We start from the raw sequence: 13,077 nt of genomic DNA on the forward strand, positions 1-13,077 counted from the left end.
GCTTGACATCTGGATTGGAAATGCACGCCGAATGAGACACAGACTGGGGCGATTGTGAACGAGCTTGAACCCGGCGGCGCCGGACATAACGTTGCAGCGTTGACACGCTCCAACCTCCCGCGCACCCGGGACTTTGAGGATGAGCGGTACGACCCGTATTCGGAGGAAGAAGAAGACGGCATCGATCCGTTGCAGTTGCTGTGGTATGCCATCAAGTACCGATGGCTGATAGCGACGCTTCTGGCGGCCGGGATCGTCGTCGGCGTGCTGGTCACCTACGTGCAAACCCCGCTCTACCGCGCCACCACCAATGTCGAGGTGATCCCGCCAGGCGCCAAGATCATCCAGGATCTGGAACTGGTTTCGCAATCGGCCGACATCCGCGCCTTCGAGACCGCGCGCGAGAAGGTGCACAGCCGCGACCTCGCCCGGCGCGTGGTTTTCACGCTCGGGTTGGCGGAGGACGAGGCGTTTCTCGCGCCGCGACCGTCCTTTTCCATCATGAACCTGGTCCATCGGGTCTTCGGTTACTCACCAAGCGCCAGCATCGCCCACCTTGATGCCGAAGAACGCGAGCTCATGGCCGTCGACAAGTTGGTCGGAGGGCTGTCGGTCAACCTGATCCGAAACACATCGATCCTGTCGGTGAGCTACAGCCATGCGGACCCCAAATATGCGGCGGGGGTCTCGCTGCAGACCGTACGCAGTTTCATCGACCAGAATGTCGACAAGACAGCGGAAACCTCCGACCTTGCCCGGCAATTCATCGAGGAGCAGGTTCAGGAGACCAAGGTAAAACTTCAGGCGTCGGAGGAGGCTCTTGTTGCCTATGCGAAGCAAGCCGGGATCACGCTTACCGGCAACAACGCATCGCTGATCTCCGAGAACATCTCCAAGCTGAACGAAGCGCTAAGCCAGGCGCTGCAGCAACACCTCGTCGCCGGCGTCTATGCGCAGCAGATCGAGGAAGGCGACGCCGCCAGTCTTCCGGATGTGTTCCAGAGCGAATCGATCCGGGAAACGCGACAGCTGATCGTCGAACTGAAAGCAAACTACCAGGAGAAACTGACAACGCTGAAACCGGGCTTTCCGGAGATGCGCCGCTTGCAATCGCAGATATCGGAACTGCAAAAGCAGGTCGATGCCGAGATCGCGGCGATCGCGCGCGCCGTGCAGATACGCTTTGTCCAATCGGAGGAAAAAATCTCCGCTCTTGAAGACGAAATCGCCGAGTTTGAGGCGGAACAAGCCGATTTTCTGGACAAGAACATCCAGTACACGATCCTGCAAAGAGAGGTGGAGTCGAACCGGGCGCAATACGAGACGCTGATCTCCAAACTGAACGAAGTCGGCGTCGGGTCGGACCTGAAGACCGCCAACGCCTCGATCATCGATCCGGCGGTCGTGCCTCGCGAACCCTATTCGCCAAGCCTCAGGCTCAATCTGGCGCTGTGCCTGGTTGTCTTTCTCGCACTTGCGGCGGGTATCGCCTATTTGCTCGAGCTGTTGCGCAACACGTTTGCGGTCCCCGATCAAATCGAAGCCGAACTGAAAGTCCCGGTGCTCGGTATCGTGCCACTGGTACCCGATGGCGATGTGCAGGACGCGATGCAGGACAGCAAGTCCAGCCTGTCGGAAGCCTACCGGTCGCTGCGAACCTCCATTCAGTTTACCGGTGTCGGCGACTCGATGTTTTCGGTGCTTGTCACCTCCTCCGAAAGGGGCGACGGCAAGACAACAACCGCCTACAAGCTGGCGCAAGATTTCGGCGCGCTCGGCAAGAAGGTCCTGGTCGTGGACGCCGACATGCGCAGCCCGCGAATGCACAAGATGTTCGGAGCCGACAACAAAGCGGGCCTCAGCAACATGCTGTCCAACGTACTGCAGGAGGGAGATGTCACCTCAATTCTTCAGCAGACCACGGTACCGAATGTGACGCTGCTTACCGCTGGCACGATTCCGCCCAATCCGGTGGAACTCCTGATGTCGAAGAAAATGGAATTCGGTCTGGCACGGATGACCAAGTCCTACGACATCGTGGTGTTGGACGCGCCGCCGGTTCTCGGCCTGGCTGATGCGCCAGTTCTCAGCCGCCTCGCCGATGCGACCGTGTTCGTGGTTCCCGCCGAGCGGGTCACGCGCAAGGCCGCAAAACACGCCCTGAAACGCCTGCAAAGCGCGTCAGCGAAGGTGGTGGGCGCGGCATACACCAAGTTCGCCATCGACAGGCTCGACTACAGCTATGCCTACCGATACTCGCAATACGCCTACTACAGCTACCACTACGGAGCGATCGAATTGGAACATGACAAGGGCCAGGTTGATGGGGGTGCATCCGGGAAGCGGAAAACCGGTATCACTGGCAGGCTGGTACGCGGCGGGACTGATTTCGTTAGCCGTTTCAAGCGCAGTTCTGGCTAACGCCGCAAGCGGTATTGCGGCAAGGTTCGATCCGGCGCTGGCGCTGAGGATCAACCCGCTAGGTTCCGAGCATCGGGTCGAACTTGCGGTCCGGAACATCGAAGACCCCGCGATGCGAGAACTTGCGGCTTCCGGCCTTTCCCTGTCGCCTATCGATGCCCGGTTTCACAGTATCCTGGGCATTCGCGCTCAGGCCGAAGGCGACAGGAAACGCGCGTCGGAGTTCTTTCGAACAGCGCTGCGCCTGTTGCCGACCGAGATTCAGGCGCTTACCAGACAGCTTGTCTTCGATATCGAGGACCGGCACTTCGAAGCGGCTGCTGCAAAGCTTCAGATTATCGGACGCCGTTGGAAGGAGCGGTGGCGCGACATCGATCCGCTGCTGCCGGTCCTGCTATCCGAGCCAGAGGGATACAGCGCCGTCGCGCGCCAGTTTCATGGCCACTTGCCGACGCAGAATCTGCTGATCAACAGCCTGCAGCGCAATCCAGCAACGTTGCCGCTTGCGGACCGCATGATCCTCGACTGGATGCGTCGCGGAGAAGCAGGACTAGACCACATGATCAATGTTGTGACCGGTGCCTACATCCGGGAGAACCGCGCCAAAGAGGCCTACCTGTTCTTCCTGTTGACGCGGGCCGGGAGCACACCATCAAACCAGGTTTTCAACAGTTCCTTCGCACTGCCGCTCTCCGGTAACTACTTCGACTGGCACCTGCGAAGACAGTCGGGAGTGAGCGCCGTGCGTGAAGAACGCGGCGACGGTTTCGCCATTGCGATCCGTTTCCTCGACACGCCAATCCGGCTTAGCAACCTGAACCAATACGCGCGCCTGGTTCCGGGCCATTTCGACCTCCAGATCGAATACGAAGGCCGGGATCTCGTTGCGCCAAAGCCTTTAAATCTCAAAGTCCGGTGCCGGTCGACCGGGAAGATCCTGGCGAACCATCCGCTGAGGAGCGGCTCCTTCAAAGCGAGCGACAAGGTGCGCTTCGAGGTTCCGCCGGACGACTGTGGGACGCAGGAGATCTATCTCAATAACGGTAATCCGCCCATGAGCTGGCGCTACCGCTATCGCGGCGAGCTTCTGCTCAAGTCCATCACCGCGACCGCCAGAGACCGACCATGAAACCGGCAATTCACGCAACGCCGCGATATGCCGGCCCGATGATCCTGACGACCCTCGTCCTTGGCGGCGGTGCCGGTCAAGGCCTCTGGACGGAGCATCTGGTGCAACTCATGCTCATGCCCGCCTTGTTCCTGGGCTTGGCCGGTTTCGGTTCAAACCGCCTGAGCAATCCTGCCCGTATCGCGACGATGGCGGTGATCGCAGTGCTCTGCGTCCAGTTCATACCGGTCACACGGCCTATTCCGCTTGTCGGCGAAGGCGAGCCCGGCTTCTGGTCACTGACCCCGCAGCGCAGCCTGGAGTCGGCGCTCTTCACCATCGGCACGGTCGGGTTCTTTCTGTTTGTCGCATCGATGGACGATCGCAACCAACAGCGGTGCATTCCCTTCTTTTATGCCGGGCTTTGTTTGCAGACGGCCATTGCGGTCGTGCAGCTGTCATACGGCCAGACAACCGTGTTGACCGGCCTGTTACCGTACGACGTATATACGGGCCTGTTCGCCAACGAGAACCATTTCTCCAGTCTGGTAATCGCGATGATGCCGCTTCTCGCATTCACTTTTATCGTGCAGGCGAAGAACCCGGCGGGATACGCAACCGTCTGCGCGCTTCTCGTGATGATCCTGTTTGCGGTCGGGTCACGGGCGGGCATGGCTTTGTCAGCGGCAATGGCGGTCCTTTCCCTGGTCTGGTTCGCTCTCGGGAAGGGAAAGCGGCGGTTGAAGCTGTCGGCTCTCGCCATCGGGATCGCTGGCCTGGGGGGCTGCATATGGGCTTTCGACATATACGGCGAACTGGGCGAAGACCGGCGTTTTGTGATTTTCGAGACAACCTGGACGGCGATCCTTCAGTACTGGCCCCTGGGATCCGGCCTAGGGAGCTTTCCGCTGGTTTATCCGGGCTTCGAGCAAACCACCGACATCACGACCACCTATATCAATCACGCCCACAACGATTATCTCGAAGTCGTGCTGGAACTGGGCGCCGCCGGCGTCGTTCTGATCGCCGGCTATTTCCTGCTGGTCAGCCGAAACATGTTCAATTCGAAACTTGCCCAAGCGGCGTCCTTGTCGATCATCGTGCTCAGCCTCCACTCGATCATCGACTACCCAATGCGAACGATGTCGCTGGCACTGACCTTCGCCTTTCTTTCGGCCTGCGCCCTTTCACAACCGAGCCAGGCCCCGGAAAAAACCTCCCGCAGGTCGCGTTCCAGACCGGGGAACAGTCACCGCGTCGAAATCCCGCGTGAACACCGCGCGGTTTACCGGGATGGCGATCGATTGCCGACCCAAAGGCGCTGAATCGCGCACAGCCGGGCGCGGCGATGGACCGGCCGAGAAACAGAGCGTGTCTTGGGAGGCTTCGAGCCTTGGCGGCAAAGTCCGGGATGCCGCTAGCGGACGGGGGCGTCTTTCGCGGCTTTCAGGACGCCGATCACATCACTTGCCATGTTTGCCATGATCGCAGAGCGGGCGAACTTGCTCCGGAAGCCTTCACGGGAAGAACCCTCCTGGCACCCGGCAAAGGAAACGATGGCGGAAGCAAGCGACGCGGTGTCGAGCGGTTCATGGACCGCCGCATCGGCAACCTCGGAGCGCAGGAAATCGGCTGCATATCCGGAAACACCGGCGACAATCGGCTTACCGGTGGCGGCGTATTCAAAGATTTTCGACGGGAGCACTTTCTTGAACGAGTTCAGCTTGTTCAAATGCAGGAAAAGGATGTCAGCCTGCCGGTAGTGTTCCAGCAGCTCCTCGCGCGGCACGGGCGAATGCAACTCGACGTTCGACACGCCGGCCGACGCCAGCGCCGACTCAAGCGCGACCTTGCGCCCGCCGTCTCCAATCAGTCTGAAGCGTGCCTTGTTTTCAAGGCGGCGCGCCAGATCCGGGATCACACGATGCAGGCCCTGCCCCTCTCCCATGTTCCCGGCGTAAACGACCAGCGGCAACTCTTCGTCCGGTTCCGGCTTCCGGTGGTTTCGACCGAAAGGTTCTGCAAAGAAGTCGGTATCGAGAAAAAGTTCGTCGATGCCGTTCGTGAAGACGCTGATCTCCGAATCCGGCGACAGGTCGCGAATGTCATTGACGAAACCTTCAGAGACCACATTGATCTTCGTCGCCTTGCTGAACGACATGCGCTCAATGCGCCGAAGAGCAGGCGTGAGGAGCCTTTGCGGCTTTCCGGCCAGCAGTTCCTCCATGTTTTCAGCAAAGAGATCGCGGATATCGAGATAAAGCGGAATGTTCTTGCTGTGAGAGATATACGCACCGAGCGCCGCGGTCATCAGTCGCGATGAGGTGGCGAAAACCAGATCCCAATGGTTGTTGCGGACGATCTCGTGAACGCCGCGCGCATAGCTCATATATGCCCTCGCCTGATCGATCATACCGTTGTTGTGCGCCGGCAATTCGATCCTGTGGATTCGCAGCCATCCATCGTCTTCAAACACCGGCGCATGAAGTTTGAGACTGCGATAGCGGTTAGGGAGCGTGGTGATGACGTCGACCCACAAACCTCTATTGCGCCAAGCCGCAAGCGCCTGAACCAGCGCCTGCATGCGAAACGAACCAGCGCTCAAGTCGGGCTTGAAATAGTTGCAGAGAATCAAGAGCTTCAAGGCATTTCCCACGCTATTGTCGAACTAAACAGATGCGGCAAGCCGGCTTGGGCAAACACGACAATACACTGATTGGGGACGCTCTCCCCAAATTCCGGGTGCCAGGTGCCTTGCTCGACGCGGACTTCACCTCCGGTCGCGATGAATACGGCGACCGGATTGCCGGTCTCATCAAGAAGGTCGAGCCGGTTTCGGCCGTTCGGTCGGGCTTTGAGGCCCGATCCGAGGTGAAACCTCGCCTCCATGCGTCGGCGACCGCTGCCCTCCACGCTGTCGCCTACCAGCAATGACCGCTCCGACAGGTTCCAGCTTCGCCGGTGCACGGGCCGGCCTGGGAGATGCCGGTAGCCGTCATGCGCGGCGGTGGCCACCAAGGCGTTCATTTCGGTCTTCACGGATACGTCAAACGGTCTAGCCCTGCGTCCGACCCGAAAGCCGGACCAGACCTCGGACGAGTCCCGCCCCTCCATGCACAAGGTCGAGTGCGCGGCAGTGCCTCGCTGGCGCAGACGTTCCGGCGAAACCCCGTAGACCGAAGTTCCCGAGTTCACGATCAGGCGCCGTCCGCCGAGGGAACACTCGAAACTGAGCGTGTCGGCATGGGCGTGGCCAAGAAGGTAGTCGGGGCCAACACGTGCCAGATCGGCGATCAGCACGGCCTGGCTGTTTTCCAGCCTCGCGTAACCCGACGCTGAAAGATGGCGCTTTGCGCCCTGTGCTTCAGGCGCTTTGAAACCGAGCCGCCGGGCATAGGCGGCGAGCTCGGCGTTGTCGGGAGCGTTGCCGAATGCGGCATCGTTGAAAAACGCAATGCGGCCGTCGGGATGGCTCATGCAGGACAGCCAGTCCAGCATCGAGGGGATCATCCCGCTCCAGGCATTCGCCAAGTCATCGCGGCCACAGGCCCTGCCGATATTGACCAGGTCGAGCACGTCCTCGAGCGCCAGGGCGTGATACATCGGACTGAGTTCGAACTGGCCACCGTCGGCAAGGATCTGCTCGCGAATTTCGCGACGCAGGATTTCGCAGCCCTTTTCGAGCCAGCGTTGCGCTTCATCACCCTTGAAGAAGAGACCGGCAAAAACCAATGCCTTGGCATTGGCGAAAAGGTGGTTGCCAAGCAGATGCCATTCCAGCCGGCGCATCAGCCAACGCGCCTGAACCGCCAGCGAGTGTTGCGCGCCTTCGCTCAAACGGTTGCCGGCCAACGACCATTTCACCCAGTTCACGATGCGCAGCGAGGTTGGATAGGGCTCCCACCCTGTGCCGCTGCCGGGCGAATTGTCGGCGATCCAGCCTTCGATCAGCGCGACGTGCCATTTGGTGCGGGCGTCGGCGTTGTCGGCGTTCAAATCGTCGAAATAGTGCTGGTTGTAGCGCCAGAGTTTGGCCTTGGCCGGATCGTCCCAACCGTGGGCGGCCAGCGCGCCGTCTTCATTGAGAAACCGAAACTGCCCCGGGCCGGACATGCTGGCGCGCCGCTCGGGCGGTGTGACCCACGTTCCATCAATCGGACGCAACATGGCGGCGGGTGAGAGAACCGGGCGCGGCTTGCGCAGCCGGTACCGCAGACGGCCAACAAGCTGCGCCGAACGAAGATGCCGGACCGTGCGCCACAGGCGCGCAATCCAATAAAGGCGGCGCCTGCATGCCGCGATCCTGTTTGCGATCGGCGAGTGGGTGGACACCGGCGGTCCATCGCCACCGGCAGGAGGCCATTCGTCCTTGCCGGCAAGCGCTGGCTGGCCGGTTCGAAGTGGACCGCGTCGGTCAATCATGGCTGAAAGGCGGGATGCGAAGGGATGGGGCGGAACGGCGGGACCGCTGCCGCCCGGAGGGAGGCGTTATGCGGCCGCCTGGCTTCCCAGCGCATCGGCGCCCGTCCAGACGCCACGCACATCGACGCATTCGCCGGACGGCACGCCGGATCGCTTGAACTCGCGATGATCGACCAGCATCACATGAACCGCGGCTTCGCGGTGCGCGGTCTCGATCGTGACGTGCGATGCCCCCTCCAGCCCGCTGGGCAAGGCGTCGATATTGGGCTCCACGAGCAGAAGCGGCCCCGGATGCTCGGTGGCGAGCCGGCGCGCGATTTCGAGCGCCGGGCTTTCGCGAAGGTCATCGATGTCCGGCTTGAAGGCCAGACCGTAGCACGCCACCGGCAACTGCGCGGCGCTGGTCGCCGGCCGGGCGAGAAGCGCGGCACCGATCGCTGCCCGGATCTTCTCCAGCACCCATTCCGGTTTGCGGTCGTTGACCTCACGCGCTGTCCTGATGAGGCGAGTTTCGTCGGGCGCACTGTAGACTATGAACCAGGGATCGACCGCGATGCAGTGGCCGCCGACGCCGGGACCGGGCTGGAGGATATTGACCCGTGGATGGCGGTTGGCGAGGTGGATCAGCTCCCAGACGTCGATGTCGAGCCGGTCGCAGACCAACGAAAGTTCATTGGCGAACGCGATATTGACATCGCGAAAGCTGTTTTCGGTGAGCTTGGCGAGTTCGGCGGTACGGGCATTGGTGACGATGCAGTCGCCCTGCACGAACGTCTTGTACAGCGCAGAGGCCCGGTTCGATGCTCGCTTGCCAAGCCCCCCGATTATGCGATCGTTGGACACCAGTTCCCGCATCACATTTCCCGGCAGTACGCGCTCCGGACAATAGGCGATATCGATATCGCCTTGCTGGCCGCCATGTTCGGGAAACACGAGATCCGGCCGGGCCGCAGCAAGCCAGTGCGCCATTTTCTCGGTCGTACCGACCGGCGATGTCGATTCAAGAACTATGAGATTGCCCTTCTCAAGCACAGGTGCAATCGCCTCGCACGCGGCGCGAACATATGACAGATCCGGTTCGAACCCTGTGCCGTTGAACGGGGTGGGCACAGCAATCAGAAACGCGTCGGCGGTTTCCGGCTCTGTGGTCGCGCGCAAATGCTGCCGCTTCACGGCCGAGCGCACAACCGCCTCAAGGCCCGGTTCGACGATATGGATCTTGCCACTGTTGATCGTGTCGACAGCTCGCCGGTTGATATCGACCCCGACAACTTCGATCTCACGTGAGGCAAAGATCGCCGCAGTCGGCAGGCCGATGTAACCGAGACCGATGACCGAGACACGCTTGAAGAAACCAGGGCTCATCTTGGAAAGCTTGTGTTTGAGGAATGGCAGCGGCTAGCCGGCCCAAGACCGGAGAGCGTCGATGATGCGCTCGGTCGCCTTGCCATCGCCATAGGGGTTTCGCACCGACGACATGCGCCGGCAGGCTTCAGGATCATCGAGTAACTTATTGGTTTCAGAGACGATTTTATCGGTGTCGGTACCGACCAACTTGACCGATCCGGCAGCGACCGCCTCCGGTCTTTCGGTGGTGTCGCGCATGACCAGGACCGGTTTGCCCAACGAAGGCGCTTCCTCCTGAATGCCTCCAGAATCGGTGAGAATCACATCCGCCTTGGACATCAGATAGACGAAGGGCAGGTAGTCCTGCGGCCGGATGATGCTGATGTTGCAGCGACCGCCAAGCCTTGCCTCAACCACGGTCCGGACAGCCGGATTGAGATGGACCGGGAAAACGATCGAGACGTCTTGCCGTTCAGCGATCTTGAGAAGCGCATCGCAAACGCGATCAAATCCGCCACCGAAGTTCTCGCGCCGATGACCGGTAACCAGCACCAGCTTGCGGGCCGAATCGATCTGAAGTTGCCGCTCGAGGTCGGCAAACATGGCCGGATCGGCATCGGCGAGCTTCACCGCCTGATGCAAAGCGTCGATAACCGTGTTGCCGGTTACAAACACATGCCCTGCTGGAACACCTTCCGAGAGCAGGTTTTCGCGCGCCGGGTCGGTCGGCGCGAAGTGCAACCTTGCCACCAAGCCGGTGACACGGCGGTTGATCTCTTCGGGATAGGGGGAATAGATGTTTCTGGTTCGCAGGCCAGCCTCGACATGGCCGACAGCTACCCGGCTGTAATACGCAGCCAGCGACGCCGACAGGGTCGTGGTCGTATCGCCGTGAACCAGCATGAGATCGGGCCGAAAATCATCCAGCACCTCCCTGGTGCCGCCAAGTACCGCACTCGTCACATCGAACAAGGTTTGCCCCTGTTTCATAACCCCGAGATCGTAGTCGGGCACGATCCCGAACAGGCTTGTCACCTTGTCGAGCATTTCACGATGCTGCGCCGATACGCAGACGCGCGACTCGATGTCCCGGGCAGCTTCGAGCCCCTTGACGACCGGCGCCATCTTGATCGCCTCCGGGCGCGTACCGAATACAGAAAGCACTTTCATTACATATATTTACCGGATCATTCTCTTAATGCGATTCCGTGCACGGCAAGTTGCGGACCCCCTGCCCGACCCGACTTTCGCCGTCATGCCGGCGAAAGAGCAATCATGGCATTGGCGATTACATGTGTGTGCAAGTCGCTGTACGAACGTACACCGCCGATCCGAAGCGGCGCGCCAGCCAATCCGGTGGCCGAGAGCCGACGGACTTCGGTTCCGCTATCGCAGACGCCGTGCAATCAACCTTGCACGAACGCCTCAAACCAAGATGTGTTCCTTGCATCTTGACCGGAAAGAGGTCGGCCACAGCCGATCAAAAAGGCATGCAAAAAATGTTGAAACAGGAATAGCTACCGCACCGGAGGTCGCACAAGGCGATCCCGAAGGGCATACATGGTAAAATATAGCCAGCAAAATCTCGCCATGACTAAGCACGGGAACCATAACGATTCTCCAATCTGAAACAACCCTAAAGGGCGGTAGCCTTTGCCCTTTTCGGAGTTCCCTATCTGCCGAATTTCGACCCTTGGCACGCATGATCGCGACCGAACGAAAACGTGACCGGGGCCAGTCACCGCGAGCTGCCGGCAGAGTGCTCCCGTCCGATCCCGGCTACTTGGAGCCGAACCCACGCACCATGGTCTCAATAGTGCGAAGCGCGATCAGGCAGTCCAGCCAGAAGGAAAGATACTTGATGTAGAAGAAGTCGTAATGGAGCTTCTCCAGCACGTCGTCGGATTCATAGACATGGCCCTGGTTGACCTGCGCCCAACCCGAAATACCGGGACGGACGACGTGCCGATAGCGGTAGAACGGCAGTTCCTGCTCATACCATTGCGACAACGGCACGGCTTCCGGCCGCGGGCCGATCCAGCTCATCTCGCCTTTGAGAATGTTCAGGATCTGCGGCAACTCGTCGATGCGATACCTGCGCAAAACCCCGCCGACGGCGGTAATCCGCTGGTCGTCCTGCTTGGTTTGCGCGGCCTCGCGATCAGAGACATTCGGCTTCCGGTTGGTCATGGTGCGGAACTTGAACACCACGAACTCCTTGCCGCGATAGCCGATCCGCCTTTGAAGGAAGAAGACGGGGCGCCCCGAAGTCACCAGGATCAGGGGGCCGACGACAAGAAGGACCAGCCCGAAGAACGGCAAGGCCACCAGCGCGCCGACCCAGTCGATCATCTGCTTGGCACGAAGGTAGATCAGGTTGGGCAGCAGGGAGCCGAAGCCGTTTTCCGACAGATGGTCGATCCGGACACGTCCGGTCAGCGATTCGGCCACCTGCTTGGTGTGGTAGACGGGAATGCCCGAGAGCGTAGCGTCTGCAAGATACTTCTCCCACTCTTCGCCCAGGTTCGAGCGCAAATCAGCAACGATTCCGGCGACCTGCCCGGGCGGCGCTCCGGGGCTCTGCAGAACCGTCCAGTTCGCCTTGTCGATCGAAAGAAGGTCCGTGACGTTGCCACCCGGCACGGCCGCCAACTGGAGCCGGATAAACCTCTCATAGAGCCACTGGCTGACCGAGAACCAGCTCAGCGCCATCGCATAACTCACAAACAGAATGAACCGGCTGTATTCGAGCCGGAATACCAGGAGAAAGACAGCCAGGACCGCAAACGGCATGCTCACCGCAAACAGCGTGTAGATGCCGGTCTGCACACCCGGAAATCCATGCAGCCGCCGAACCAGCACGAAGCTCGCCAGCACGGCGAACAACGCTCCAAACGTCGTGTTGGAAACCGTGTCAGGAATTCCGTTCGGGCACTGAAGCCCACCCGACAACACGACCGGGACGATCACGCTAAGCAGCATCGCCGCCGACAATTGAAAGCGGATCCTCGTGACGTAGCGCGGGATCCGGTTCTTCGAGTTGCGCGCAGCTTCGGAACGCGCATGATGCAGTGAGAATGACGGGTTCACGTTATTCCGCTCCGTAAGGGGAATGCGCCGTGACTAAGCTGAACACGCGGAGGGGACGGCATTGTCGCATCAACCGGTTCAATCAGGCTGGCAGGAGATTGTCGCGGGTCGTTTTGACCGCCATCGAGGAAGCAAAGCGCATCAGCACTTCGACGCGACCGCGCGCGTCCATCGCCATCAATTCCCCCACCTCGTTTGCAAACGGGCCGGCCATCACCGACACCTTGTCGCCAATCTTCAGCTGCGGGCCATAGCTGACTGCACCGTCGACGCCAGTCCGATCCAGGATGGCTTCAACAAATCCGCGAGGAAGCGGAATCGGGCGATCATCCTGGGCGAGAATGTATTTCACACCAAGCGTGCCGTTTATCGCTCGCCATCGGACCGAATCCGGGCGCATTCGGACGAAAACGTATCCGGGAAATAGCGGTTTGGGCTTCGTCAGCAGCTTCTTTGCCTTGCGTGTCGTCGCCCTTCGCATGGGAAGAAAGGCGTCAAACGCCTGATTGCGCAATTGGCAAGCAGCAACCGACTCGCGTGCGGGCTTAGTCGCAACGACATACCAGTCGCCGCCTTCGCAAATCTGAATCATCTGATTTAGGCAACGAGGCCGGTGGGCACCGGCCTCGCGCCATTCCCTCAATAACTTTCGCCCTTATCGAGCACAATCGCCTGAAATATTCGGCTGA

At 60.3% G+C, this 13,077-nt stretch carries 9 protein-coding genes; 3 read left to right on the top strand and 6 right to left on the bottom strand.

The annotated features are described in order from the left end of the window. Nucleotides 1–54: 54 nt before the first annotated feature. The 3 genes from ACO06R_RS16820 to ACO06R_RS16830 are packed head-to-tail and all read left to right on the top strand — an operon-like array spanning nucleotide 55 to nucleotide 4,854. Nucleotides 55–2,421 carry a GumC family protein gene (locus tag ACO06R_RS16820; protein ID WP_421852639.1) on the top strand — a complete coding sequence of 789 codons (2,367 nt, stop codon included), beginning with the start codon at nucleotides 55–57 and terminating at the stop codon, nucleotides 2,419–2,421. Next, complete coding sequence (locus ACO06R_RS16825) at nucleotides 2,324–3,550, top strand: hypothetical protein (RefSeq protein WP_421852643.1); 1,227 nt, start codon at nucleotides 2,324–2,326, stop codon at nucleotides 3,548–3,550. Before ACO06R_RS16820 ends, ACO06R_RS16825 begins: the two co-directional genes overlap by 98 nt. After that, a complete protein-coding gene (locus ACO06R_RS16830) occupies nucleotides 3,547–4,854 on the top strand; it encodes an O-antigen ligase family protein (RefSeq protein WP_421852646.1) in 1,308 nt (435 codons plus the stop codon). Before ACO06R_RS16825 ends, ACO06R_RS16830 begins: the two co-directional genes overlap by 4 nt. Nucleotides 4,855–4,946: 92 nt before the next feature. On the opposite strand, the gene ACO06R_RS16835 is transcribed toward ACO06R_RS16830, so the two are convergent. The 6 genes from ACO06R_RS16835 to nusG all read right to left on the bottom strand — a co-directional run bounded on the left by ACO06R_RS16835 (nucleotide 4,947) and on the right by nusG (nucleotide 13,031). Beyond that, the gene (locus ACO06R_RS16835; protein ID WP_421852649.1) at nucleotides 4,947–6,173 is read right to left on the bottom strand and encodes a glycosyltransferase family 4 protein; all 1,227 of its coding nucleotides are present in this window, start codon (nucleotides 6,171–6,173) and stop codon (nucleotides 4,947–4,949) included. Beyond that, nucleotides 6,170–7,642, bottom strand: coding sequence for a heparinase II/III family protein (locus ACO06R_RS16840; RefSeq protein WP_421852652.1), 1,473 nt, complete (start codon nucleotides 7,640–7,642; stop codon nucleotides 6,170–6,172). Before ACO06R_RS16840 ends, ACO06R_RS16835 begins: the two co-directional genes overlap by 4 nt. A gap of 375 nt (nucleotides 7,643–8,017) precedes the next feature. Further along, nucleotides 8,018–9,316, bottom strand: coding sequence for a UDP-N-acetyl-D-mannosamine dehydrogenase (gene wecC, locus ACO06R_RS16845; RefSeq protein ID WP_421852655.1), 1,299 nt, complete (start codon nucleotides 9,314–9,316; stop codon nucleotides 8,018–8,020). A gap of 33 nt (nucleotides 9,317–9,349) precedes the next feature. Continuing rightward, on the bottom strand, nucleotides 9,350–10,468 hold the full coding sequence (gene wecB / locus ACO06R_RS16850; RefSeq protein WP_421852658.1) for a non-hydrolyzing UDP-N-acetylglucosamine 2-epimerase: 1,119 nt from the start codon (nucleotides 10,466–10,468) through the stop codon (nucleotides 9,350–9,352). 609 nt (nucleotides 10,469–11,077) lie between these two features. Next, complete coding sequence (locus ACO06R_RS16855) at nucleotides 11,078–12,388, bottom strand: sugar transferase (RefSeq protein WP_421852661.1); 1,311 nt, start codon at nucleotides 12,386–12,388, stop codon at nucleotides 11,078–11,080. Nucleotides 12,389–12,470: 82 nt separating this feature from the next. Beyond that, nucleotides 12,471–13,031: a transcription termination/antitermination protein NusG gene (gene nusG, locus ACO06R_RS16860; protein WP_421852664.1), complete on the bottom strand. Its 561-nt coding sequence runs from the start codon at nucleotides 13,029–13,031 to the stop codon at nucleotides 12,471–12,473. Nucleotides 13,032–13,077: the final 46 nt, after the last annotated feature.

Origin of the sequence: Oricola sp. (genome assembly GCF_965230365.1) — a bacterium.
Classification (GTDB): domain Bacteria; phylum Pseudomonadota; class Alphaproteobacteria; order Rhizobiales; family Rhizobiaceae; genus Oricola.

Bases quoted from the DNA above. Each gene is read 5' to 3' on its own strand.
- ACO06R_RS16825 (WP_421852643.1), top strand. From the start codon at position 2,324: ATGGGGGTGCATCCGGGAAGCGGAAAACCGGTATCACTGGCAGGCTGG.
- ACO06R_RS16830 (WP_421852646.1), top strand. From the start codon at position 3,547: ATGAAACCGGCAATTCACGCAACGCCGCGATATGCCGGCCCGATGATC.
- ACO06R_RS16840 (WP_421852652.1), bottom strand. From the start codon at position 7,642: ATGTCCGGCCCGGGGCAGTTTCGGTTTCTCAATGAAGACGGCGCGCTG.
- wecC (WP_421852655.1), bottom strand. From the start codon at position 9,316: ATGAGCCCTGGTTTCTTCAAGCGTGTCTCGGTCATCGGTCTCGGTTAC.
- wecB (WP_421852658.1), bottom strand. From the start codon at position 10,468: ATGAAAGTGCTTTCTGTATTCGGTACGCGCCCGGAGGCGATCAAGATG.